This is a genomic window from Spirillospora sp. NPDC046719 (assembly GCF_040645715.1).
Classification (GTDB): Bacteria; Actinomycetota; Actinomycetes; order Streptosporangiales; family Streptosporangiaceae; genus Spirillospora.
Genome location: NZ_JBEYYT010000006.1, coordinates 1 through 24,143, shown reverse-complemented (window position 1 = coordinate 24,143; position 24,143 = coordinate 1). Strand labels below are relative to the sequence as shown.

23 protein-coding genes are annotated in these 24,143 nt (G+C 72.4%); 12 read left to right on the top strand and 11 right to left on the bottom strand.

The features are described 5' to 3' along the window. Nucleotides 1-32: 32 nt before the first annotated feature. Both ABZ914_RS02330 and ABZ914_RS02325 read right to left on the bottom strand, forming a co-directional pair. Nucleotides 33-584, bottom strand: a complete 552-nt coding sequence (locus ABZ914_RS02330) for a flavoprotein (protein ID WP_500191100.1) — start codon at nucleotides 582-584, stop codon at nucleotides 33-35. A 45-nt stretch (nucleotides 585-629) separates the two neighbouring features. Beyond that, nucleotides 630-992, bottom strand: a complete 363-nt coding sequence (locus ABZ914_RS02325) for a nuclear transport factor 2 family protein (RefSeq protein WP_190857984.1) — start codon at nucleotides 990-992, stop codon at nucleotides 630-632. 137 nt (nucleotides 993-1,129) lie between these two features. On the opposite strand from ABZ914_RS02325, the gene ABZ914_RS02320 reads away from it, so the two are divergent. Continuing rightward, a complete protein-coding gene (locus tag ABZ914_RS02320) occupies nucleotides 1,130-1,783 on the top strand; it encodes a TetR/AcrR family transcriptional regulator (protein WP_500191098.1) in 654 nt (217 codons plus the stop codon). Here the strand turns inward: ABZ914_RS02320 and ABZ914_RS02315 are convergent. From ABZ914_RS02315 to ABZ914_RS02300, 4 genes are all read right to left on the bottom strand, one after another. Then, a complete protein-coding gene (locus ABZ914_RS02315; RefSeq protein ID WP_500191097.1) occupies nucleotides 1,780-2,211 on the bottom strand; it encodes a hypothetical protein in 432 nt (143 codons plus the stop codon). The genes ABZ914_RS02320 and ABZ914_RS02315 overlap by 4 nt on opposite strands. A gap of 121 nt (nucleotides 2,212-2,332) precedes the next feature. Further along, on the bottom strand, nucleotides 2,333-2,995 hold the full coding sequence (locus ABZ914_RS02310; protein ID WP_500191096.1) for a response regulator: 663 nt from the start codon (nucleotides 2,993-2,995) through the stop codon (nucleotides 2,333-2,335). A gap of 28 nt (nucleotides 2,996-3,023) precedes the next feature. Then, on the bottom strand, nucleotides 3,024-4,160 hold the full coding sequence (locus ABZ914_RS02305; RefSeq protein WP_500191094.1) for a sensor histidine kinase: 1,137 nt from the start codon (nucleotides 4,158-4,160) through the stop codon (nucleotides 3,024-3,026). Beyond that, the gene (locus tag ABZ914_RS02300) at nucleotides 4,157-4,639 is read right to left on the bottom strand and encodes a hypothetical protein (protein ID WP_500191093.1); all 483 of its coding nucleotides are present in this window, start codon (nucleotides 4,637-4,639) and stop codon (nucleotides 4,157-4,159) included. The genes ABZ914_RS02305 and ABZ914_RS02300 overlap by 4 nt, the downstream gene beginning before the upstream one ends. Nucleotides 4,640-4,894: 255 nt before the next feature. Here ABZ914_RS02300 and ABZ914_RS02295 point away from each other — a divergent pair, with 255 nt between their 5' ends. Then, the gene (locus ABZ914_RS02295; protein WP_500191092.1) at nucleotides 4,895-5,767 is read left to right on the top strand and encodes a hypothetical protein; all 873 of its coding nucleotides are present in this window, start codon (nucleotides 4,895-4,897) and stop codon (nucleotides 5,765-5,767) included. Nucleotides 5,768-5,875: 108 nt separating this feature from the next. On the opposite strand, the gene ABZ914_RS02290 is transcribed toward ABZ914_RS02295, so the two are convergent. Beyond that, on the bottom strand, nucleotides 5,876-7,966 hold the full coding sequence (locus ABZ914_RS02290) for a DNA gyrase/topoisomerase IV subunit B (protein ID WP_500191091.1): 2,091 nt from the start codon (nucleotides 7,964-7,966) through the stop codon (nucleotides 5,876-5,878). 227 nt (nucleotides 7,967-8,193) lie between these two features. Between ABZ914_RS02290 and ABZ914_RS02285 the strand changes: the two genes are divergently transcribed. From ABZ914_RS02285 to ABZ914_RS02275, 3 genes are all read left to right on the top strand, one after another. After that, nucleotides 8,194-9,096 (top strand): ABC transporter ATP-binding protein, encoded by a 903-nt coding sequence (locus tag ABZ914_RS02285; protein ID WP_500191089.1) that lies wholly within the window; start codon nucleotides 8,194-8,196, stop codon nucleotides 9,094-9,096. Then, nucleotides 9,093-10,166: an ABC transporter permease gene (locus tag ABZ914_RS02280; protein WP_500191088.1), complete on the top strand. Its 1,074-nt coding sequence runs from the start codon at nucleotides 9,093-9,095 to the stop codon at nucleotides 10,164-10,166. The genes ABZ914_RS02285 and ABZ914_RS02280 overlap by 4 nt, the downstream gene beginning before the upstream one ends. 140 nt (nucleotides 10,167-10,306) lie before the next feature. Beyond that, nucleotides 10,307-10,537, top strand: a complete 231-nt coding sequence (locus tag ABZ914_RS02275; RefSeq protein ID WP_500191087.1) for a DUF7455 domain-containing protein — start codon at nucleotides 10,307-10,309, stop codon at nucleotides 10,535-10,537. A gap of 189 nt (nucleotides 10,538-10,726) precedes the next feature. On the opposite strand, the gene ABZ914_RS02270 is transcribed toward ABZ914_RS02275, so the two are convergent. Then, nucleotides 10,727-11,470 carry a GNAT family N-acetyltransferase gene (locus tag ABZ914_RS02270; RefSeq protein ID WP_500191086.1) on the bottom strand — a complete coding sequence of 248 codons (744 nt, stop codon included), beginning with the start codon at nucleotides 11,468-11,470 and terminating at the stop codon, nucleotides 10,727-10,729. Between the two features lie 26 nt (nucleotides 11,471-11,496). Here ABZ914_RS02270 and ABZ914_RS02265 point away from each other — a divergent pair, with 26 nt between their 5' ends. After that, nucleotides 11,497-12,237 carry a YaaA family protein gene (locus tag ABZ914_RS02265; protein ID WP_500191084.1) on the top strand — a complete coding sequence of 247 codons (741 nt, stop codon included), beginning with the start codon at nucleotides 11,497-11,499 and terminating at the stop codon, nucleotides 12,235-12,237. Between the two features lie 84 nt (nucleotides 12,238-12,321). On the opposite strand, the gene ABZ914_RS02260 is transcribed toward ABZ914_RS02265, so the two are convergent. The 3 genes from ABZ914_RS02260 to ABZ914_RS02250 form a co-directional block, all read right to left on the bottom strand. Then, nucleotides 12,322-13,974, bottom strand: a complete 1,653-nt coding sequence (locus ABZ914_RS02260) for an RNA polymerase sigma factor (RefSeq protein ID WP_500191083.1) — start codon at nucleotides 13,972-13,974, stop codon at nucleotides 12,322-12,324. 261 nt (nucleotides 13,975-14,235) lie between these two features. Further along, nucleotides 14,236-16,371, bottom strand: a complete 2,136-nt coding sequence (locus ABZ914_RS02255; protein WP_190858004.1) for a SpoIIE family protein phosphatase — start codon at nucleotides 16,369-16,371, stop codon at nucleotides 14,236-14,238. A 402-nt stretch (nucleotides 16,372-16,773) separates the two neighbouring features. Then, a complete protein-coding gene (locus tag ABZ914_RS02250; protein ID WP_500191082.1) occupies nucleotides 16,774-17,355 on the bottom strand; it encodes an HhH-GPD-type base excision DNA repair protein in 582 nt (193 codons plus the stop codon). Between the two features lie 189 nt (nucleotides 17,356-17,544). On the opposite strand from ABZ914_RS02250, the gene ABZ914_RS02245 reads away from it, so the two are divergent. The 6 genes from ABZ914_RS02245 to ABZ914_RS02220 form a co-directional block, all read left to right on the top strand. Continuing rightward, nucleotides 17,545-18,246 (top strand): molybdopterin-dependent oxidoreductase, encoded by a 702-nt coding sequence (locus ABZ914_RS02245; RefSeq protein ID WP_500191081.1) that lies wholly within the window; start codon nucleotides 17,545-17,547, stop codon nucleotides 18,244-18,246. Then, nucleotides 18,233-18,994, top strand: a complete 762-nt coding sequence (locus ABZ914_RS02240) for a cytochrome b/b6 domain-containing protein (protein ID WP_500191080.1) — start codon at nucleotides 18,233-18,235, stop codon at nucleotides 18,992-18,994. The genes ABZ914_RS02245 and ABZ914_RS02240 overlap by 14 nt, the downstream gene beginning before the upstream one ends. Nucleotides 18,995-19,129: 135 nt before the next feature. Beyond that, a complete protein-coding gene (locus tag ABZ914_RS02235; RefSeq protein ID WP_387029689.1) occupies nucleotides 19,130-19,378 on the top strand; it encodes a hypothetical protein in 249 nt (82 codons plus the stop codon). 196 nt (nucleotides 19,379-19,574) lie between these two features. Further along, complete coding sequence (locus tag ABZ914_RS02230; protein WP_190858169.1) at nucleotides 19,575-21,125, top strand: hypothetical protein; 1,551 nt, start codon at nucleotides 19,575-19,577, stop codon at nucleotides 21,123-21,125. A 97-nt stretch (nucleotides 21,126-21,222) separates the two neighbouring features. Then, nucleotides 21,223-23,136, top strand: a complete 1,914-nt coding sequence (locus tag ABZ914_RS02225; RefSeq protein WP_500191078.1) for a TY-Chap domain-containing protein — start codon at nucleotides 21,223-21,225, stop codon at nucleotides 23,134-23,136. A gap of 62 nt (nucleotides 23,137-23,198) precedes the next feature. Next, nucleotides 23,199-24,143: SseB family protein (locus ABZ914_RS02220; protein ID WP_500191077.1), on the top strand; the 945-nt coding region annotated here is incomplete at its 3' end.

Here is a 24,143-nt window from a genome sequence, read left to right as displayed (position 1 = left end):
GCGGCGGGTTTCGGCCGGTCCTGCCGCCGGAGTCACCCCTCTGTCAGGCGGGCGCGGAGTGAGCGCAGGTGGTCGCGCAGGTCCGTCCAGGGGAAGGTCGCGCCGCTCGGTTCGTCCGAGTCGGGGTTCGGGAGGCGGCCGGTGTCGAGGAGGACGGTGACGCCCCAGGCGCGGAGCTCGGCGACGCTGCGCGAGAAGACCGGGTGGCGGGCGAGCGCCGCGTTGGGCCACGGCGCGGCGACGATCGGGCGTCCCTGGCCGACGGCCTCGTTGAGCAGGCCGAGCGCCAGCGTGTCGCTGATGCCGTGCGCCCACTTGTTGACGGTGTTGAACGTCGCCGGGACGACGGCGAACGCGTCGGCGGGCGGCAGGACGTCGGGCTCCTCGGGCCGCTTGTAGTCCGAGCGGACGGGCAGGCCCGTCAGCTCGGACAGCCGCGCGGCGTCGACGAACCTCGTGGCGGCCGGCGTCGCGACGGCGCAGACCGTCCAGCCGTCGCCGAGGAGCCGCTCGACGAACGAGGGCAGTTCCGCGGCGGGGCGCCCGCCGCAGGCGATCACGTACAGCACCGGACGTGCGGGCACCCGACCTCCTCGGTTCCGATCGGGTTCCAGCCTCCCACGTCCGGGTCAGGTCTCGACGTCGTCGGGTCCCCAGTGCGCCTCCATGCGGACGATCTTGCCGTCGGCGCCGAACGTCATGACGTCGATGACGCGGACGCGCATGCCGGGGACCGTCACGGTGAAGGCCATCGCGGCGCGGTCGCCGTGCGAGCCGCGGATGGGGGCGTCGAGCGAGAGCTTCGCGCCGGCGGCGACGGCGTTGCCGTAGAACTCGTCGATCGCGGCGCGGCCCTCCATCGGCGGGTTGCCGACCGGGTCGACCACGACGGCGTCGTCGGCGAACAGGCCGGTGACGGCCGCGGGGTCGCCGGAGTTGAAGCCGTCGACATAGGCCTGGAGCGTGCTCTTCATCTGTTCCTGGGTCGGCATGCGACAGAGGCTACCAAGCGCCCGCTTGGCTACCCGTTCGCGGCATCCGGGTCATGATGGCCACGCCGGCCCTGGCCGGAGGGCGGCGACCTTAGGCTGCTGCGTGACGGGAAGGCCCGAGACGAACCGGAGGAGCGATGACGGACGCCGCACGGGCCACCGGGGAGCCGCCGAAGAAGGCGGCCTACCGGCGGTCGGCGGGATCGCCGCGCGGCGAGGCGAGGCGGCGCGAGCTGCTCGAACGCGTCACCGACGACCTCGCGGTGAACGGGCTCGTCGACTTCTCGCTGCGGCGCGCCGCCCGCGCGGCCGGAACCACGCACAAGGTCCTGCTCTACCACTTCGAGGGCGCCGACGACCTGCTCCGGCAGGCGGTCGCCCGGCTGCGCGACCGGCGCATCGGCAACGCGCTCGCCGCCGCCGCGGAGCACGGCGGCGGGACGCTGGCGGACCGGGTGCGGGCCGTCTGGAGGTCCCTGACGGACGAGGACCCGGGACTGCGGCGGGTCCTCGACCAGGCCATGGGCCTCGCCATGTACGACGTGGACCGGCACGGCGAGCTCGGCCGCGGGGCGTCCCGGCAGTACATCCCGATCCTGGGGTCCTTCTGCCCGCCGGACTGGTCCGAGGCGCGCAGGCTCCAGGTCGGCGAGATGATCCTCGCGACGCTGCGCGGGTTCCTGCTGGAGCGGCTGATCAGCGGCGACGCCGGCGGCACCGACGCCGGGTTCGAGGCGCTCGTCCGCGCGCTGGAGCGCGAGGAGGCCGCCGCCGAACCGCCGGCGCCCTAGCGCAGGCTGAAGGCGGCCACGCGCCCGGCGCGCTCGACGGACACCGCGCGCCCGGCGTGCCCCTCGGGCGTGGCGGGCTCGACGGACGCGGCGCGCTCGGCGGGCTCGTCCGACGCGGCGCGCTCGGCGCAGGCGGCCAGGCCCTCGAGAAGGTCCGCCGCGCCGCCGACGGCCTCGTCGTAGTGCCAGTGGCGGACGAGGGCCTCCCCCTCGGGGCCGGGGTCGAAGCGGCCCTTGGCGAAGCAGCCGGCGACGGCCATCCGGACGATCACGCGGTCGCAGTCGTCCAGCTCGGCCACGTAGGCGGCCGCGTCGATGAGCCCGATCGCGGCGCGGGCGTTGCGGCAGTCGTCGGCGGGGTCGGGGCGGGCGATCCGCCACTGCGCGTACGGGCGCAGGTACTCCGCGATCATCACGGTTCGGTGCACGCGAGGTCCTTCCGGTCTCCGGGACCTCCCATGCTGCGGACGGCGCCGCCGGCGGGCGGGCGCCTTGACCGAGGTCTTGCCGCCCGCTGACCGATTGATCGTCCCGGCCCGGCGGCGGTGCCTAGGACCCGGCCAGCCCGTGCCGGAAGGCGTAGGTGACGGCCTGCGCGCGGTCCCGCAGCCCCGCCTTGGCGAACAGGTTGTTGATGTGGGTCTTCACCGTCGCCTCGCTGATGAACAGGTCGCCGGCGATCTCGGTGTTCGACCGGCCCTGCGCGATCAGCGCGAGCACCTCCGCCTCGCGCCGGGTCAGCCCGTCGGGCAGCTCGCCGCGGGCGGCGCGCACGGGCCGCTGGTCGGCGGCGACCGCCTCGACCAGCCGGCGCTGGATCGCCGGGTCGAGCTGCGCCGCGCCGCCGCGCACCGCGGCGACCGCGCGGGCGATCTCGTCGGCGCCGGCGTCCTTGGTGAGGTACCCGCGGGCCCCGGCGCGCAGCGCCGCGAAGATCGACTCGTCGTCGGCGTAGGTGGTCAGCACGACGACCTCGACCTCCGGGTGCGCCTGCTTGATCCGCCGGGTCGCCTCCACCCCGTCCACCCGCGGCATCCGCAGGTCCATGAGCACCACGTCGGGCCGCAGCTCGGCGACCAGGGCGACGGCCTGCTCGCCGTCGCCCGCCGACCCGGCCACCTCGATGCCCGGCAGCAGCTCCAGCAGCAGGACCAGGCCCTCCCGCACCACCGTCTGGTCGTCGACGACCAGGATCCTCGTCTCGTCGCTCACCGTGCCTCGTCCCGTGCCCCGTCCCGCGTCACGCCGGTACCCGGAGGGCGACGCGGAACCCCTTGCCCTCCGGCCCGGTCTCCAGGGTCCCACCGATCAGCTCCGCGCGCTCCCGCATGCCGACCAGCCCGTAGCCGCCGCCCTCGATCTCCAGGACCGGCTCGGTCGCGCCGGTGTCGGTCACCTCCAGCTCGACGGCGTCGCCGAGATAGCGCAGCGTGATGCGCGCGCGGGCGCCGGGCGCGTGCTTGCGGACGTTGGTGAGCGCCTCCTGGGCGGTCCGGACGACCGCGAGCCCCGCCTGCGGGGGCAGCTCGCGCGGCACACCGGTCACCCGGACGTCGCAGGGGCGGCCGGTGCTGGCGTAGAACTCCTCCGCCAGTTCCGCGATGACCTCCTTCGGCTCGGGGATCTCGCCGCGCAGCGTCGCCAGCGCGCGCCTGGTCTCCTCCAGGCCGGACTTGGCGAGGTTGCGCGCGCGCTCGACCCGGTCGAGGGCCTGGACCCGGTCGCCGTCCCGCGACAGCAGCAGGCGCGCGCCCTCCAGGTGGACGATCTGCGCCGACAGCGAGTGGGCGAGGATGTCGTGGATCTCGCGCGCGATGTGCGACCGCTCGGCCAGGACCGCGTTGGCCGCCTCGGCGCGGCGGGTGGCCTCCTGCGCGAGGACGTTCTGCCGGCTCGCGAGGGCGCCGAGGGTCAGGCCGATGAACGCGGCCAGCAGCCCGTAGTCCGGACCGCTGTCGTAGACCTCCCCGAGCGCGGCCACGGCGATCACGGTGACTCCGCCGATGGCGAGGCCCCAGCGCACCTTCGTCCGCATCATCAGGGCCCACATGGCGGCCAGCGAGAAGAAGTACCCGCCGCCGCCGTGCGGGGCGACGGCGTACAGCGAGAGAGACGTGCCCATCGCGCCCAGGAGCAGCGCGTTCCCGGCCGAGCGCAGGCGGGAGCGCTTCGCGCGCCCCACCCACAGGCCGGTCCCGAGGAGGGCGAACGTCGCGGTGTTGAGGAGCACCACCGCGAGGCCCGTGCCGTGCAGGGCCGGCGCGGGGGTGGAGTGCAGCAGCCCGCGGAGGTACGCCACGGCTCCCCAGATCAGCGCGATCGTGATCGCGATGGTCCGGACGAGCCGGTCCTCGAGGGTGAAGGGTCCGAACCTCACGATGCGACGCTAGCCGGTGCGGTCGCGGTGATCCGCCGTCCACGCCACACCACCAGCAGGTTCTGGACGATCAGGGTCAGGGCGAGGAAGAGCAGGAAGAGGTTCGAGCCGAGCCTGAGGCCGAGCGCGTGCCCGGCGGCGAGGAACCCGACGCGGCTCAGGATCGACACGAGCCAGGCCGCGAGGGTCCAGCCGGTGCCGCGGCGCCACAGCTCGCCGTCGCTCTCGCGCCACAGCCGGACGGTCAGCGCCCGCAGCGCGCCGAACGCGACGGCGGCGACGACCTCCCCGGCGAGGAGCGCGACGCTGAGCGCCGGGTGCGCGTCGTCGAGCAGGCCGCCCTGCGCCACGCCGACCACGGCGAGGACGGCCGGGACGGTGTAGAGCCGCCGCTCGCCGACCGGCCGGGAGCGCAGCTGCCGGTAGAGGACCAGCCCGAGGACGGCGAGCGCGAGGAGCACGTTGTCGACGGTGTTCATGGGGTCGACGGTAGGCCGGGGCGGCCGGCCCGGGGATCGGCGCGCGGCTGGACATCGGGGGCTCCACCGGCGGGTGGAGAACCCTCCGTGAGCGGCGGCTCACCACCCGAACACTGCCAGTACGAGCTGGCCGAATCCGGTCAGGTGTGCGATCTTGATTCGAGAAACGTTCGCGTTTTTGAATCGGGTACCAACCGCGCGTGGATCGCTCCAACGCCCTCCGCGCATCTCCACCGAAAGGCGCGTCCAGAACCCGTGAAATCCCTCCTCCGCGCCGCCGCCGTGGCGGCGCCCCTCACCCTGGCGCTCGGCGCGGTCGCCGCACCGGCCCAGGCGTCCCCCCAGGCCCCCGCGACGGCCACCAAGGCGCAGGCCCCCGGCGTCCCGGCGTTCGACTTCGCCAAGGACTGCCCGCCGCTGCCCGCCGGCATCGACCCGACGCTCGGGCTATGCATGCAGATGGTGGTGACCGGCGGCTCCATGAAGCTCGGCGGGATCAGCCAGACCATCACCCAGCCGATGCGGATCACCGTCCAGTCGGTGCAGGCCGACGCCTCGTCCAACTCGGAGTTCACCAGCGTCACGCTGACCGGCAAGCCGATGACCGTCCCCGGCGGCGTGCTCGGCCTCCTCGGCCTCACCGTGCCCGGCCTCGACGACCTGCCGTTCAACAAGGTGCAGGTGCAGCCGAAGTACACCGGCGGCTTCACCTTCAACCTGCCGAACGCGGGCCTGGAGATGAAGATCAAGATCATCAACGACGCGGTCGGGAAGGGCTGCACGATCGGCTCCAAGAAGGACCCGGTCAAGCTGAACCTCGGCGTCGACCTCGGCCAGATCAGCGTGGTCGACGAGGGCGACCCCGCCGACTCGTTCCACCACCCGCCGATCCTGCACACCCCGGCCGCCGACAACGCCTTCGCGGTGCCGAAGACGGACGGCTGCGGGCTGTTCGGGCCGGTGATCGACTGGAAGGCCGGGCTGCCCTCCGCGGCGGGCAACAACGCCGCGTCGTTCGACACCTACCTCGCCCTCGCGCCGTACGCCCCGTGGCCCTCGGCCGCCGTGCGGCGCAAGGCGGCGCAGGACCCGATCCAGCAGCTGCGCAACCTGCACATCAAGGGCTGATGCGTCCCTCCCCGGGGCCGTGCACGACCTGACGGCCCCGGCCCCGCAGCGGCGCGGCACCGCGTGACCAGGCCGGGGGTGGCACCCGCACCACCCCCGGTGGCCCGGCTACATGTCGATGCGCTCGGTGTCCAGCTCGGACGCGCCGGCCGTGATGAACTCCCGGCGCGGCGCCACGTCGCTGCCCATCAGCAGATCGAAGATCTTCGCCGCCGCGTCGGCGTCCTCCACCCGGATCCGGCGCAGGATCCGGTGGCGCGGGTCCATCGTCGTCTCGGCCAGCTGGTCGGCGTCCATCTCGCCGAGGCCCTTGTAGCGCTGGACGGGCTCCTTCCAGCGCTGCCCCTTGCGCTCGAACTCCACCAGCTTGCGGGTCAGCTCGCCGTCGCTGTAGCAGTAGACGTACTTGTCCTGGCCCTTCTTGGGCTTGACCAGCTCGATCCGGTGCAGCGGCGGGACCGCCGTGAACACCCGCCCCGCCTCCAGCATCGGCCGCATGTAGCGGAACAGCAGCGTCAGCAGCAGGGTGCGGATGTGCGAGCCGTCGACGTCGGCGTCCGCCATCAGGATGATCCGCCCGTAGCGGGCGGCGTCGATGTCGAACGTGCGGCCCGACCCGGCCCCGATCACCTGGATGATCGCCGCGCACTCGGCGTTCTTCAGCATGTCCGCGACGGACGCCTTCTGCACGTTGAGGATCTTGCCCCGGATCGGCAGCAGCGCCTGGAACTCGGAGTTGCGGGCCAGCTTCGCGGTGCCGAGCGCCGAGTCGCCCTCGACGATGAACAGCTCGCTGCGGTCGTCGGCGTTGCGGCAGTCGACCAGCTTCGCCGGCAGCGCCGAGTTCTCCAGCGCGTTCTTGCGGCGCTGGTTGTCGCGCTGCGTGCGGGCCGCGATCCGGGTCTTGGCCGCCCCCGCGACCTTCTCCAGCACGGCGCGCAGCGGCTGCTTCTGGCCGCGCGGCGGGTTCTCGAAGATCGCCTTCAGCTCCCGGGTGACCACCTGCGAGACGATCCGGGTGGCCGCCGAGGTGCCGAGGATCTCCTTGGTCTGCCCCTCGAACTGCGGCTCGGGCAGCCGGACCGTCACCACGGCGGTCAGGCCCTCCAGGACGTCCTCCTTGATGACGTCCTCGTCGCCGTTCTTCAGCAGCTTCGTCGCGCGCAGCTGCTCGTTGACGACCTTGAGCACCGCCCGGTCGAACCCGCGCACGTGGGTGCCGCCCTTCGGGGTGGCGATCACGTTCACGAAGGACCGGGTGGTCGTGTCGTAGCCGGTGCCCCAGCGCAGCGCGACGTCGACCTCCAGGTCGCGCTCGACGTCCGTGGGGGTCAGGTGGCCCTGCTCGTCCAGCACCGGGACGGTCTCGGTGAAGTGCCCGCGGCCCTGCAGCCGCAGCACCTCGATGAGGGCCGCGTCCTTGGCCAGGTAGGTGCAGTACTCGCTGATGCCGCCGTCGAAGCGGAACGTCTCCTCGACGACCTCCTCGCCGCGCTCGTCGCGGACGTCGATGGTGAGGCCCGGGATGAGGAAGGCGGTCTGGCGCATCCGGTCCAGGACGAGGGACTGCTCGACCGTCGCGTCCGCGAGGAAGATCTGCATGTCGGGCCAGAACCGGACGCGGCAGCCCGTGACCTTCCTGGCGACCTTGCGGATCTGCCGCAGGCCCGACTTCTTCTTGAACCGCGCGTTCGGGCGGCCCTCGTCGGCGAACTCGCCCGGCAGCCCGCGCCGGAAGCTGATCGCGTGGGTGTGGCCCTCGCGGTCGACCTCGACGTCCATCCGGGCCGACAGCGCGTTCACCACGGAGGCGCCGACGCCGTGCAGGCCGCCGGAGGCGGTGTAGGACACCCCGCCGAACTTGCCGCCCGCGTGCAGCCGGGTCATCACCAGCTCCACGCCGGGCAGGCCCGTCTTCGGCTCCAGGTCGACCGGGATGCCGCGGCCGTTGTCGCCCACCTCGAACGACCCGTCGGCGTGCAGCGTCACGCTGATGTGCGTGCAGTACCCGGCCAGGGCCTCGTCGACACTGTTGTCGACGATCTCCCACAGGCAGTGCGCCAGGCCACGGCTGTCGGTCGACCCGATGTACATTCCGGGTCGCTTCCGCACGGCCTCCAGCCCCTCCAGCACCGAGAGGTGCCGGGCGGAGTAGCCGTGCGGGTCATCGGTCATCGCTTCGGCGGTCGCGGCGGTCAACTGCGTGTGCTCCTCGGGGGTAGGACATTCGGCACGAGGGTACCCCCGAGCACCGACAAACGTTCGAAAGGCTCGCCGCCGCGGGCGTCCGGGCACCTCTGCGGCACCGAACCCGCGGGCGCCGCCGCGCCCGTCCGGGCGTTTCCCGCCCAACCCAGGGTGGAGTACCGCAACGTCCACCTCTAGGTGGGTGCACGGGGTCGCGTGATTTCCCTAATGTCCTGGTCATGGCAGAAACGATCGAGGTCAGCGGGCTCCGCAAGCGCTACGGGGACGTCAACGCGGTCGACGGGGTGACGTTCTCCGTCGCCGAGGGCGAGTTCTTCGGGATCCTCGGGCCCAACGGGGCCGGCAAGACGACGACCCTGGAGATCGTCGAGGGGCTCCGCGAGGCCGACGAGGGCGCGGTCTCCGTCCTCGGGCTCCCGCCGTGGCCGCGCAACCCCCGGCTGCTGCCCCGGATCGGCGTGCAGCTGCAGGCGTCGTCGTTCTTCGAGCGGCTCACCGCGCGCGAGCAGCTCCAGACGTTCGGGTCGCTCTACGGCGTCCCGGCGAAGAAGGCCGACGCGATGCTGGAGACCGTGGGCCTCGCCGACAAGGCGGACGTGCGGGTGGAGAAGCTGTCGGGCGGGCAGGCGCAGCGGCTGTCGATCGCCTGCGCGCTGGTGCACGACCCGGAGCTGGTCTTCCTGGACGAGCCGACCGCCGCGCTGGACCCGCAGGCCCGGCGCAACCTCTGGGACGTGCTGAGCGCCATCAACACCGAGGGCCGCACCATCGTCCTCACCACCCACTACATGGACGAGGCGGAGGCGCTCTGCGACCGCGTCGCGATCATGGACGCGGGCCGGATCCTGAAGCTCGGTCCGCCCGCGGTGCTGGTGCGCGGCCTCGACGCGCCGGCCCGGATCAGCATCGCCAGCGGCCTGCTGGACGCGGCGGACGCCCGCGCGCTGCCGGGCGCCGACGACGTCGAAGACGACGGCGTCTCGCTGATCATCTCCACCCGGGACCCCTCGGCGGTGGTGGCGGCCATGGCCGCGAAGGACGCGCTGGACGGGGTGCAGATCCGCGGCGCGACCCTCGAGGACGTCTTTCTGGAGCTCACCGGACGGGAGTACAGGGCGTGAGCACACTCGAGAGTTTCAAGAGCCTGTCCCGGGCGATGTTCCTGGGCTTCCGGCGGGACCGCGGCGCGCTGTTCTTCACCGTGCTGTTCCCGCTGATGTTCCTGGTGATCTTCGGTGGCGTGTTCGGCCACCAGAGCACCTCCAAGGTCAAGGTGCAGGAGATCGGCCGGGTGCCGATCCTGGACCAGGCGATGGCGGACAAGTCGGCCGAGCTCGGCAAGACCATGAAGCTGACCAGGACCTCCGACCGGCACGACGCGCTGCACAAGGTCACCAAGGGCGACGCCGACGCGGCGGTGGAGCAGCAGGGGAACCGGCTGGTCGTGCACTACTCGGCGGCCGACCAGGTGAAGTCCGGGACCGTGCAGGGCCTGATGAACTCGATCGTCCAGGGCGCGAACCAGGCGGCGACCGGCAAGCCGCCCGCCTACCAGGTGGCCTCGCAGCAGGTGGAGGACGATTCGCTGAAGGCGATCCAGTTCTTCACCCCGAGCCTGCTGGGCTGGGCGCTGGCGTCGGCGGGCGTGTTCGGGGCCTCCCAGACGCTCGTGACGTGGCGCACGAAGGGCATCCTGCGCCGCCTCCAGCTGTCCCCGGCGCCGATCCCCACGGTGTTCGCCGCGCGCGTAGCCGTGAGCCTGGCCGTGGCGCTGGTGCAGTTCGCCCTGTTCGTGGCGGTCGCGCAGCTGCCGTTCTTCGGCCTGAAGCTCGGCCACTACTGGTGGATGGCCGTCCCGATGGTGATGTCGGGGGTGCTGGCCTTCCTGGCGATCGGGATGGTGATCGGCGCCTGGGCGAAGACGCAGGAGACGGCGCAGGCCGTGACGCAGCTGGTGGTGCTGCCGATGGCGTTCCTGGGCGGCTCGTTCTTCCCGCTGGACGCCTCGCCCACGTGGATGCGGACGCTGGCGTACATCTTCCCGCTGCGGTACCTGAACACCGGGATGCTGAACGTGATGGGCCGCGGACTGGGGCCGATGTCCGCGCTGCCGCAGATGGGAATCCTGCTCGGATTCGCGGTGGTGGGCGGGCTCGTCGCCATGCGCCTCTTCCGCTGGGACAGCGCGTGACATTCCACCATGGCGGGACGGTGTGACCTCGGTCACTAATCGAGCCATTCCGCTGTGGGCGTACGAAGAAACAGGTTGGGAACGTCCACGTCGGGTTAGATGTTGTCCTAAGTACCGACCCCGAGCATGAGGAAGGTGCCGTGACTGGAGCCCTTGCCCCGACCAAGCCGCTGACCGTCGCCGACCGGTGCGACCGCTGCGGCGCCCAGGCCTACGTCCGTGCGGTCCTTGTAGGCGGCGGCGACCTTCTGTTCTGCGCCCACCACGGGCGTAAGTACGCGGAGGCCCTGCGCGCCAACGGGGCCGACATACAGGATGAGACCGACAGGCTGACCGAAACCCCGGCTACCGCTACGGATGATGAGCGGTAGGGATCGAATAGCACACCCGCTGCGGCGGCCACCGGAGACGGTGGCCGCCGTTCGCATTTCAGTCGCCACCCCCATCGGCCCCCATCACGGGGCATCGCGAAATGGATTCACAGAGTGATCAATTCATCACTCTGCGTGTCGGACTTTCACGCGCCCGGGTGACGCGCCGCCACGCGTTCGCCGTTTTTCTCAGCCGCCGCTGATCGTCTTCACGCGATAGTGGTATCCGCCGGATTCGGCGAACCCCTCGGCCGCGTACATCGCGCGCGCCGCGGCGTTCCGCTCGACCACCACCAGGTACGCCCGCTCGCACCCCTGCTCCCGGCCCCAGCCGAGCAGCGCGCGGAGGACGCGCCGCCCCAGCCCGCGCCGGCGCGCCTCCGGCGCCACCGCCATCGCGTAGATCCCGAGCCACTCCCCCTGCGGCACGCCCCGTCCGACGGCGACGCCGTCCAGGGACGCGTATCCGGCCGGCACGCCGGTGAGGATCTCCGTCGCGACGGGCAGCTGGTGGTCGTACCGGCCGTCCACGGACCACCACACGTCCAGCCAGCCGGGGGACGGCTCGTCCGCGATCTCCACGCCGTCCCGCTCGTACGGGCCCGCGAGATCGACCGCCATGGCGAGCGTGGGGTCGACCACCTCGTAGCCCCGCGCCTCCAGGACCGCGTCGAGCCCCTCCGGCCGCGCCTTCTCACTCAGCGAGAACACCGTCGGCAGCCCACGCTCCCCATAGAAGAGCTCCGCGCGCGCGAGCGCGGCGTCCAGGTCCCGGGGAGCGTCTAGGGGCAGGACGGAGTTGGCGCGCTTGGTGACACCGTCGGCGTGGCGCAGCAGCCACCCGCCAATATCCTGGACGGACCGCGCCGGCCACGCCGCGGCCACGAGTCCGTCCAGGTCCCGCGGCCCGGGGACCGCCGCGCACCGAGTCATCGAAGAGCACCGCTTTCGGGGGGATCGTGCACATCCTGCTGCCGCCGTCGGAGAAGAAGGCTATCGAGGGCGACGGCCCGCCCCTCGACCTGGCCTCGCTGAGCTTCCCGGAGCTCACCGCGGCGCGCAAGCGGGTCATCACCGCCCTGACCAGGGCGTGCCGCCGCAGGGACGCGCCCGAGACGCTCGGCCTGCCGGCGGGCCAGGTCGACGAGGCCCTCGCGCGCAACAAGGCGCTGAAGGAGGCGCCCGCCCTGCCCGCGGCACGGCTCTACACCGGCGTCCTCTACGACAACCTCGACCTGCCGAGCCTGGACCCGGAGGCCGCCGCCGAGCGCGTCGTGGTCTTCTCGGGCCTGTGGGGCGCCCTGCGGCTCACCGACCGCGTCCCGCCGTACCGGTTGTCCATGTCGGTCTCGCTCCCGCCCCTCGGCCGTCTGGGGACGTTCTGGAAGCCGGCGATGACGAAGGCGCTCCGGCCGTCCGGGCTGATCGTCGACATGCGCTCCGGGCCGTACGCGGCGGCGTGGAAGGCCCCCCGGCCGGCCGTGGCGGTCCGCGTGTTCCGCGAGACGGTCACCGGCGGAGTCCCCAAGCGGACGGTCGTCAGCCACATGGCGAAGGCGACCCGCGGGGCGATCGCCCACGACCTGCTGGACGCCGGCGCCGACCCCGCCACGCCCGAGGAGCTGCTGAAGACCGTCGCCGACCTCGGATACACCGTCGAGCTCAACGGCACCTACCTCGACGTGATCCTCACGTCCTGACGAGACCCCGCGCAGGGGCCGGCCACGGCAGGTACTCGAAGGCCCCCGTCCGCTGGACGGGGGCCTTCGAGTAAGGAAAATGTGTCAGTCGAGGTAGTCCCGCAGCACCTGCGAGCGGGACGGGTGGCGCAGCTTCGACATGGTCTTGGACTCGATCTGCCGGATGCGCTCCCGGGTCACCCCGTACACCTTGCCGATCTCGTCCAGCGTCTTCGGCTGGCCGTCGGTCAGCCCGAACCGCATCGACACCACGCCCGCCTCGCGCTCGCTGAGCGTGTCGAGCACCGAGTGGAGCTGCTCCTGCAGCAGCGTGAAGCTGACCGCGTCGGCCGGGACGATCGCCTCGGAGTCCTCGATCAGGTCGCCGAACTCGCTGTCGCCGTCCTCACCGAGCGGGGTGTGCAGCGAGATCGGCTCGCGGCCGTACTTCTGCACCTCGACGACCTTCTCCGGGGTCATGTCGAGCTCCTTGGCCAGCTCCTCCGGGGTGGGCTCGCGGCCCAGGTCCTGGAGCATCTGGCGCTGCACGCGGGCCAGCTTGTTGATGACCTCGACCATGTGCACCGGGATGCGGATGGTGCGGGCCTGGTCGGCCATCGCGCGGGTGATCGCCTGCCGGATCCACCAGGTGGCGTACGTGGAGAACTTGTAGCCCTTGGTGTAGTCGAACTTCTCGACCGCGCGGATCAGGCCGAGGTTGCCCTCCTGGATCAGGTCCAGGAACAGCATGCCGCGCCCGGTGTAGCGCTTGGCCAGCGAGACCACCAGCCGGAGGTTGGCCTCCAGCAGGTGGTTCTTGGCGCGGCGGCCGTCCTCGGCGATCCACTCGAAGTCCTCGAGGTCCTCCTCCGAAAGCGCGGGGCCGTCGGCGGCGAGCCGCTCCTCGGCGAACAGGCCGGCCTCGATCCGCTTGGCGAGCTCGACCTCCTGCTCGGCGTTGAGCAGCGGGACCTTGCCGATCTGCTTGAGGTAGTCCTTGACCGGGTCGGCGGTGGCGCCGGCCGCGGCGATCTGCTGGGCGGGCGCGTCCTCGTCGTCGTCGCCGAGGGTGAAGCCCTCCTCCTCGGTGGGAGTGTCACCGGGCTTCTTGCCGGCCGGAGCCTTCTCCGCGGAGACGGCCGGGGCCTCCTCCTCGTCGCTCTCCGGCGCCTCCTCGACCTCGGGCGCGTCCTCTTCGAGGTCGACCTCGAGGTCGTTCAGGTCCTCGTCGAGGTCGACATCGACGTCGTCCTCGAGCTCGGGGTCGTCGGCGGCCTTCTTGGCCGGGGCGGCCGCCTTGGCGGCGGGCTCCGCGGCGGCCTTCTTGGCGGGCGCGGCCTTCTTCGGCTTGGCCTTGGCCGACTTCGGCGGGGCCGGCTTGGGCGCCGCGGGCCGCGGGGCCTGCGGGCGCGGCGCGGGCTCCTCGGGCGCCGCGTCGTCGGCGACGACCGCGGTCACCGTGTCGGGCTGCTCCTTCGCGGCAGCAGCGGTCCTGGGCCTACGCGCCGGCGGCGCCGCGCGCTTGCGCGAACGCTTGGGCGCCGCGGAATCGGCAGCGCTCACCACGACGGTCACACCCTCCTTGCTGAGGCTCCGCAGAATGCTGGAGGCCTTCGACACGGGGATGTCGGCCTCCTCGAACGTACGGCGTACGTCGTCGGCTTCGAGGTAACCCTGGGACCGTCCACGCTCGATCAGTTGCGCGATGACGTGATCGTGCAGATCTGACGCTTTCGAGGTCGAGCTAGCAGGCGACACAAATACCTCTCGAACGAACGTGTGGCTTGGTTGACCCAAGTGCCCTGACGGGCCCGGCCTCACACTGGGTGGGACCACACACGGCGGACCTCCGGTGCGGGACCGCAGCGTACCCGCTCTGACTGGGTCAAGCATTCTGGCACTGCTGCGCATTCCACCCTGATGTCCTACCCGGTAACACTCCACCTTAGAGGGCGCCGGACGGTCCTTCGTACGGACGGGACCGACTTCTCTCCGTCTCCGGCGGGCTTCACCCCGGTTTCACCTGGACTTGGGCGGGACGTGCAGCGCAAGCACGGTCACATCGTCTACCTGCTCGTACCCGGCAAGCATCCGATCGACCAGGAAGTCGACGAGTCTTTCGGGATCTCCTACCACTTCAGGTGGGGCGTCCGCGGCCGTGGCCACGAGTTCCTCCAGCCCGGCGTCCACCCCACGCCTACGGTTCTCCACAAGTCCATCGGAATAGAAGACCACAGTGTTGCCGGTCTCGATGGAAAAACTTGTCTGCTGCCGCTGGCTCGGCCAGCCGAGCGGCGTGCCGGGCTCCCGCGTGCTCACGCGCGCGGGGGCGTCCGGGGAGATCAGCAGGGGTGGCGGGTGCCCGGCGTTGCTGAAGGCGCCGCGTCCGGTCTCCGGGTCGATGACCGCGTAGGCGACCGTGGTGAACTGCTCCTCGTCCTCGGTGGCGCTGAACAGCCGGTCGAGGCCGGCGAGCACCGCGGCGGGCCGCGGGTCGTTCAGCGCGAGCGCGCGCAGCGCGTTGCGGACGCGTCCCATTCCGGCCGCGGCGAGCACGCCCTTGCCCATGACGTCGCCCACCGCGACCGCGAGCCGGTCGTCGGGGAGGCGGAACACGTCGTACCAGTCGCCGCCGACCTGGACATGGCGGGTGGCCGGGTTGTACCGGGCCGCCAGCACCATGCCGGGGAGCTGGGGAAGGTCGCTGGGCAGCAGGCTGCGCTGGAGCTCCTCGGCGGTCCGGTGCTCGCGCTCGAACAGCAGCGCGCGCTCCACCGCCAGGGCGCACTGCCCGGCGAGGGCCTCCAGGAAGACCCGCTCCTCCTCGGTGATCTCCCTGGGGCGGGTGAAGGAGAAGCGCAGCGCGCCGATCGGGGCGCCCGCCGCCAGCAGCGGCAGTCCGACCCAGGCGCGCTCCTCGGGGTGCTGGGCGAACAGCTCCTTCTCGTCGCGGCCGAGCTGGAGGCGGAGGCTGTCGGGATGCTCGGCCAGGAACGGCCGGCTCTCGCGCACCGCCACCGACATGACGGTCTGGTCGGCGACCTTGATGTCGTCACGGGCGGGCGGCCGCCCCTCGGCCTCGGCGCCGGGCTGGGACGGGGCGACGATGCTCAGCCGCAGCTTGTCGTCGTCCAGCAGCGCCACGGCCGAGTAGTCGGCGCCGATGGCGGACCGTCCGACCTCGGTGATGACCTGGACGACCTGGGAGACGGTCAGGGCCTCGGCGAGCATGGAGGTGGCCTGCTGGAGCCGCGCGGTGCGCAGCGCCGCGGCCGACAGCTGCTCGGTCAGCCGGCCGCGCATCTCCTCGGCCTCGCGCTGGCCGGTGACGTCGGTGTTGGCGCCGACCCACTCGATGACCGCGTCGCCCTGCCGGATCGGCACGGCCCGCACGTCGAAGTGCCGGTACGTGCCGCTCTTGGTGCGGATCCGGTAGTTGGTCTCGAAGACCTGGTTCTCCGCGACGCACTCGCGCCACGCCGCCTCGATGCGCGGGCGGTCCTCCGGGTGCACCACGGCCATCCAGCCGCCGGCGGCGTAGTCGTCGGGCGCCTGGCCGGTGATCGCGCGCCATTCCGGCGCGTCGTCGATCACGGCGCCGTCGGGCGCGGCCACCCACACGACCTGGGCGCTGGCCTCCACGAGCGAGCGGTAGCGCTGCTCCTTGCGCCGGATGACCTCCTCGGCGCGGCGCCGCTCGGTCACGTCCAGGGCGGTCAGGACGGCGCCGAGGCGCTCGCCGCCGGGTCCGCGGGCGGGCAGCCACGTGCAGGCCAGGATGCGCTCCTCGGTCGCCGTGGCGACCGTCCCGGAGTCGTCGGCCCGTCCGGACGGCGCGGCAGGGACGACGAGGTCGAGGTCGCTCAGCGGGCGGTCCTCGGCGAGCACCGTGCGCAGCGCCGACTCGAACGCGCTCGCCAGTGCCTCGGGCAGCACCTCCGCGGGACGCCGCTGCTGCAGGTCGCGGACGGGCACGCGGAGCAGGTCCGCGAGCGCGTCGTTGGCCCTCCGGCAGCACAGGTCACCGTCGAAGAACGCCAGCCCGCCAGGGGCTTCCTTCAGAAGGGTCGCGTACAGCGCGGAGTCGGACGCATCCATGGGCTGCCCCTCCACCCCTGAGACGCGGGGTTGGGGAACGGACGTCTCGGTGCTCATGGACAACACCTCCGCCCCAGAGGGTCCCGTACCGCGCGGCAAGTTTTCATCACTATGAGTGAATGGGAGCAGGCTAGCGCTCCCGCCTCCATCACAACACCGTCGGAGTCAGGTATTCATCATCCCGATGGTTCGCCGCGTACGGAAGCCCTGATGGACAACGTTGTCTGCGCTTCCGTGCGATGACGCGGGATTCGGACGCCTTCTCCATCGGCCGCCGGTGGCGGCCCATGGTGAGGGCCGAGTAGGCGATGTTACGGCGCCCGGAGCTTCATGGGCGGCCAACCGCGCCGGTTCGGCGAGTTCCGGCCCGGGACCGCCCCGCACAGCTTCCGTCCGATTTGGACTACTAAAGCACGGTAAAGACTATTTTAGAGATCGGTGCCTTCTTACCCCGAGGCCCTACTTTCCGGCCTTGGCGGCCGCCTTCATCTCCTGCTTGAAGGCGCGGACCTTCGCCAGCGACTCCGGGCCGGTGATGTCGGCGACCGACCGGTGCGAGCCCTCCTCGCCGTACGCGCCGGCCGCCTCCCGCCAGCCCTCCGGCCGGACGCCGTACTGCTTGCCCAGCAGCGCCAGGAAGATCTGCGCCTTCTGCTTGCCGAAGCCTGGCAGCCCGTTCAGGCGCTTGAACAGCTCCTTGCCGCTGCCCGCGTCCTTCCACACGTTCTCGGCGTCCCCGTCGTAGTTCTCCACGAGGTACTGACACAACTGCTGCACCCTCTTGGCCATCGAGCCGGGATAGCGGTGCACGGCCGGCTTCTCCGACAACAGCGCGGCGAACCGCTCCGGATCGCAGGCGGCGATCTCGTGCGCGTCGAGATCGTCCGTTCCGAGCCGCTGGGCGATCGTGTAAGGGCCCGAGAACGCCCATTCCATCGGGATCTGCTGGTCGAGCAGCATCCCGACCAATGCGGCGAGCGGGCTGCGGCCCAGCAGTTCGTCCGCCTCGGGGCGCTGCGCTAGGTGAACCTTCGTGGCCATGGGGCCAGCTTAGGACCGCCTCCAAGGGCGGGTCGGCCGGGCGCGGGAACCCGCCGCGGATCACGGTCCGTCACGGGCGGCGATCGCGGCGCGGCGACGATCACGGCATGCCGCGGCGAATCTGTCGGAAGTCTTACGAGCACCGGCGGAAGCCTGGCGGCCCGCAGGTCACGGTGCTCGAATGGAGGCGTGAACGAGGATCCGGCAGAGGGCACCCCCGTAGGACGGCGGGTCGTGCTCGGGATGCTCGGCCTTGGCGCCGCTGGAGTCGCCGTAGGTGCATCCCTACAACAGAAGGTGAACCGCGCCCTGGCGCCCGTAGGCGGCATCCAGGACGTTCTTCCGGCCGCCGGAGGCTTCCGCTATTACTCCGTCACCGGAAGCGTGAAGCGGCACAGCATCGCCACCCACCGGGTGACCGTGGGCGGGCTGGTGGACAAGCCCCAGGCGTTCACCATGGCCGACCTGGCGCGCCTGCCGCAGACCATGCTCGACAAGGATTTCCAGTGCGTGACCGGGTGGCGGGTGCCGAACGTCCGCTGGACGGGCGTCGCCCTCCCCGACATCCTGGACGCGGTGGGGGTGTCCCCGCAGGCAAGGGCCGTCAGATTCACGTCGTTCGACGGCGTCTACACCGAGTCGCTGACGCTGGACCAGGCGCGGCGCCGTGACGTCATGGTCGCGACCCAGATGGACGGGAAGCCGGTCTCCCACGACCACGGCGGACCCACCCGGCTCTATGTCGCCCCCATGTACGGCTACAAGTCCCTGAAGTGGCTCGGCGGCATCGAGCTCACCGACAAGGTCAAGCAGGGCTACTGGGAGGACCTCGGCTACGACGTGGACGCCTGGGTCGGCCGGTCGAACGGACGTGACGATGCACCCACATGACGCGGTCCGGCCCGAACCGGCGGGGTCCGCCAGGCTGCTCCGGTTCACGCGGGCCGAACGGTCGATCCACCATGTGACCGCGCTGCTGATGCTGGTGTGCCTGGCCACGGCGGGGATGCTGTACCTGCCCGTGCTGTCCACGCTGGTGGGGCACCGCGAGCTGGTCAAGACCGTCCACGTGTGGTGCGGTTTCGCGCTGCCGGTCCCCATCGTCCTAGGGCTCGCCTCCAGGGCCTTCAGGGCCGACCTACAGCACCTCAACAGGTTCGCCCCGCATGACTGGGAGTGGCTCAAGCGCGGCGACCGCAGAGCCGTACGGCGGGGCAGGGGCATCCTGCCCGTGGGCAAGTTCAACGCCGGGCAGAAGCTGAACGCGGCGTTCACGGCGGGCGCGATCCTCGTCATGCTCGGCACCGGCGAGGTGCTGACGTTCCCCGGGCCGTGGCCGGACCGCTGGCGCACCGGCGCCACGTTCGTGCACGACTGGCTCTTCGTCATCATCCTCATCGTCGTGGTCGGGCACCTCTGGGAGGCGCTCCGCGACCCGGGGGCGCTCGGCGGGATGCTCACCGGCCGGGTCGACCGCGGCTGGGCCGCGCGGCACCATCCGGGCTGGGTGGACGCCGTCCAACGGATCGCCGCCCGGACGCCGGACGGCCCATCCGGCGGAGGGTCCGGGGAGGCGGCCGCCGGCGCGTGCGGAGAAGGTCATCCGGAATTTACGAAACGACGGCCCGGTATGTCTTGACTCTCCCGGTGAACGCGCTGGAATGAGACATCGAGGCGAGGTTCGGGCGGACGCCCCGAAACGGGAGCCCGCGCGCTTCGTCTCGGCCGGCGGCGTCCCCGCCCGCCGGAACCCTGTGCGCGGAGGTGTACGCAGATGCCTGCACTGGCCGATCACCGGAGCGAGACCCGCGACGCGCTCACGCGGCGGCTCACCGGCGAGTTCTCGCACTTCTCCTCGGACGCGGTGCACCAGTGCGTCGCCGACGTCCAGGCGTGCATGGCCCACCTGGGGCTCGAACCGACGCCCGCGCGCGTGGAGCGCATGGCGCGCGAACACCTCGTCGGCATGCTGAAATCCGAGCCGCCCTCAGGGCGGACCCAGGGCACCGGGGTCGACGGCTGAGCCACGCGCCCGTCCCGCGCCCGAACCCCCGCCGCCCCCGCGCCCCCGCCCGCCGGTCCCGCGCCTTACGCACACGCGACACCGCGGGATCTGAGAAACTGGGCCCGTGAGTCCTCGCAGCCGCCGCTCCCCGTCCGGAGATCCGGCGCGGGACGGCACGGCACCGCCCGGCGAGGTCTCCGAGATCTTCGACGGGATGCTGCGGCACGCCCGCGAACTGCTGGCCGTGCGCAGCCCGCTGGACGCGGAGCTGATCGTCAGCGAGATCCTCGGGTCGTGGTGGGGGCACCGGGTGTCCGCCGGAGACGTCGAGGTGGTCATCGGCGAGGCGCTCGTGGACCACGCGGCGCGCGCCGCGACCCCGGCGGCGCTGGCGCTGCTCACCGGGATGGCCTACCTGGGCACTCCGCGGCAGGCCGCCAAGGCCGAGCGCGCCGCGCTGGAGCTGATGGAGCGGGGCGTCGCCCGCCCCGGATGGGCCGACCGCGTCGGCATGGTCACGCCGGACGAGTGCTTCGTGTCGCGCGACGTGTACGGCGACCAGGACTCCATCGTCTGCACCTACACCTACGGGGGAGCCGAGCGGCACGCCCTGGTCGTCCTGGTGGACCGGAACAAGGCCGGGGCCGTCCAGTACGCCGACGCCCCGTTCCCCTCGGCGGCGCCGCCCGCGTTGCGCGCCGCGCGCCCCCCGGCCTCCGGGATGGTCCGGGACGCGTGGGTGTCGTCCCAGGTCGACAAGCTCCTCGACCACTGCCGCCGCGAGGGCCGCGACAACGCCCTGATGCGGTTCGAGCAACTCGACCCGCGCGACACCAAGGCGCTGTTGCAGAGCGCCCTCGCCCTCACCAACGACACGGCCGACCCGCCGGTGAACGACAACTTCGGCTCATACCACGCCTTCGTGCGCGCGCGCATAGGGATCCTCCCGCCGGGAGGGCGCCTGCCGCAGCCTCCGGTGTACGGGCGCGACCGCCGCGCCACGATCGCCGCGCGGTTCCTCGCGTCGGACGAGGCGGAAGGGCTGTCGGACCTGTCGGCCGCCAGCCGCTGCGTGGACCGCATCATCGCCTACGGCTGCACGCACGATTTCGGGCGGCCGCTGCGGGTCAGCCCGATCAAATGCGAGATGTTCCTGCTCGACTGGCTGCCGCGCAAGGTGCTCCTGTCCCCCGCCGAGCAGGAGGCCGTACCGCACGTGCTGGCCGCCTGGGTGCGATGGGCCGGCAAGCGCACGGGCCTCCCCGAGGAGGGCGTCAGAGCGACGCTGGACGCGGTGTGGGACGCCACGGCGAAGTTCGCCGAGGCGTACCGCGACCCGTCCGCCTTCGGCCTCGACCGGGACCTCGTCGCCCGCCTCCTCCCGGACGGGGAGCTGGAGGCGCTCCCCCGGCGGGCGTTCGCGCTGCCGTTCCTGTCCGGCACCCACCGGCGCTCCGGGCGGCACGGCTCGATCGACCTGTCGACGCTCGACCCCTCCGACCCCGACGACCGGCGCGTGATCCTGGAGTTCGAGCACCCGGGCGCGGACGAGGAGCACCTCGACGCGCACGAGAGGCTCACCGACCGGCTGTGGCGGGGCGACCCGCCGCAGCTGTGGGAGACCGCGCAGGCACTGCTCGACATCGGCTACGAACGCCACGAGATCCTGCACAGACTCATCGGCGTCCTCGATCGCTGCGGCGACGACGCGGACGCCCTCCGGGAGGCGCTGCGTGTGCTGCGTCACGAACCTCCGCCCGAGTGAACTCCTGGTTTGCGCGCGGCGTCCCCGGCGACAATCATCGGATCCCGGGCATGGTCTCGCGGGGGCCCGGGGCCGCCCCCGGTCGTAGGGAGTGATCTTGTTGGAGTGGTCCGAGTTCGCCCGCCGGCTGGGCCGTGAACTGGCGGGTCTCGACCGGGACACCATCCTCATCGTGCGCGAACGCGACGAGAGCCGGCACTACGTCCAGGCGATGCGCGAGCCCGACCGGCTCTACGCCGAGGCGGTCAGCAACAACTTCCTCGACGGGCCGCTGCTGCTCACGCCGGCCGACGAGGAGGTCATGAGCGACGCGGGCTGGCGCCCGCCCGCCGACCCCGCGCCCCGCAACTGGTGGACCGAGCTGCCCGAGGCCGGCACCCCCGGCGGGATGCGGTCGGTCGCCGGCGGCGACTACTCGCGGCTGGCCGACGTGATGGTCACCGCGCTGCGCGACGTCCAGGGCGTCCGGCGCCCCTCCGACCTGGTGTACGAGTCGTTCCACCGGCACGGCAACGGCCTCATCGAGCTCCTCGACTTCGGCATCGAGACCGCCGACCCGTCGCGCGTCAGCAAGCGCCGCTCGTCGGCCGCCATCCCGCCGCCTGAGCCCTTGCCGGAGAGCACGCGCCCGGCGCCCGGCCCGCCGCCCGCCGGCCCGCCCATGCCGCTGCCTCCGCCCGGGGTCCCCGGCACCGACGCCGACCTCCTCGAACCGCGCCTGGCCGAGGCCAAGGAGCGCGGCGACCACGCCACCTACTTCAGCCTGCTGGCGGGCGCCGATCTGGTGCTCCCCGCCACGGCGCACGCGGTGGAGAACCCCGACCGCGCCGAACTGCCGACCATCACGATCGGCACCGGCACCTACGTCACGCTGTACACGTCCCCCGGCGCGCTCGCCCGTACCGGCGACCAGCATCCGCTCTACCGGCGCACGTCGTTCGCGCTCCTGGCGGCCGGCTGGCCGGACCCGTCCTGGCAGCTCGCCGTCAACCCCGGCCTGCCGAGCGAGGTCCTGCTGGACGCGTCCGCGCTCGGCCGCCTGGAGGCCGCCCAGCGGGAGACGTCCTCGGCCGCGCCGGAGGCCCCCAACCCGTACGGGACGGTCGATCCGGGCGCGCTGGCCGGGCCCGGCGCCGTCGCGGGCGGCCCTTCACCCGCGGTCAACGGTTCGGGCGTGCCCGGGTTCCCCGGCGTCCCTGGGCCACCCCAGGGCGTCAACGGTTCGTCCGCCGCCAACGGCTCGCCCGCGCAGAACGGGCTGCCCTCCCTCAACGGGATCCACGGCGTCAACGGACTGGCCAGAACCGACGACTTCCACGACGACTCCGGTACCGCGATAGACCCTTACACGGCGGAGGAGCTGAGGGCGGCCCTGGAGGCCGGTACACCGGACCTGGGCAGGGCCAAGCCGGAGACCCCGGAGCCCGCACCCGGGCCGTCCGTGGCCGCTCCCCTGGGCGCCCCTACGGACGGGACGCCCGCCGAAGCCGAACCCGTCGAGACGCACCAGCCCGCCGAAACGCACCAGCCCGGCGCGCCGCAACCCGACGCGCACCAGCCCAGCGCACCGCAACCTGGAGCAGCGCAGCCCGAAGCAGTGCAGCCCGAAGCAGTGCAGCCCGAGGCACCTCAGCCCGAAGTAGTGCAGCCCGAGGCACCGCAGCCTCCGGCGGCGCCCCCTGGGACGCAGCAGGTCGGAACACCGCAGCCCGACGTGCGGCCTCAGGCACAGCCCGAGACGCAGTTGCCTGAGGCGCGGCAGCCCGACGTGCGGCCTCAGGTACAGCCCGACACGCAACTGCCCGACGTCCGGGCGGCCGGGCAGCAGCCCATCGCGCAACACACCGTGGCGCAACCGCCCGCAGGTATTCCGATGCAGCCGCCCCACGGCACCCGACTGTGGCGCTCCACCGGAGACGACGACGAGACCCCCGTCGCGGTCTACGACGCCATCGGCGGCGTCTGGAGCCCGGCGCGGACCGACGCCGTCCCGGCTCCCCGGGCCGAGTGAGGGAGCGTTCGGCTACCGTCGGGTAAGGCAATCCCACCCCCGGACGCGAGAGTGGACCCCGAGTGGACTGGAACGACTTCGACAAACGGCTGACCCTCGAGCTGTCACGGCTCCCCGTCAGGTCGTTCCTCATCGTGCAGGGGCCCAGCGGACTGCCGTACGTGCAGGCCATGCGGATCGAAGGCGGGCTGGACGCCGAGGCGGTCGGCAGCGCGTTCCTGCCCCGCCCGCTCGCGCCCCGCCAGGAGCGCCGCCTCACCACCCTCGGCTGGGAGCCGCCCGACGGCGAGGACCGGCGGAACTGGTGGAACCGCTACACCTGGCGCGAGCGCGGCAACCGCGCACCCGCCGAACTGCTGGAGTGCGCCGCGATGCTCGCGGGCCAGATGGTCGGCGCCTTCCGCGACGTCTACCGGATCGACTCCCCGCTAGGGCTCGTCTATCAGGCCAGCAAGACGGGGCCTGAGGGCGGGCCGCTGGCCCTTCCCGGCCTGGGCATCCCGCTGGCCGTGCCCGAGTCCGAGAGCCGTCCCGCCGCGCAGGACGCGCCCCGCGCGGAGCGTCCGTCCGGAACCGCCCTGGAGATCGCGCTCGCCGAGGCGCGCGAGCGCGGCGACCAGCAGGCGTACCTGCGGCTGCTGGCGCGCGCCACCCTGTACCTGCCCGCGTCCGGCGACCCGACCGCCGAGCACCGGTTCGCCACGGCGCAGTTCGGCGACGGGACGTTCGTGCTGGCGTTCACCTCGCCCGAGGCGATGGACCGGTCACTGCAGGGGCAGGCCGTCCACCACCGGGAGGCGACGCTGTCGGAGCTGTCCCGGCACTGGCCGCATCCGGACTGGCAGCTCGCGATCGACCCGGGGCTGCCCAGCGCCTCGTACCTGGACGCGAACGCCCTGTTCGAGCCCGTCTCGGAGGAACCGCGCGCCCGCCCGGCGCCCCCGGACCCGTCCGACGTCGGGGTGGCCGGGCGATCGTCCCGGGCGTCCCGGACGGCGGCGCGGCGG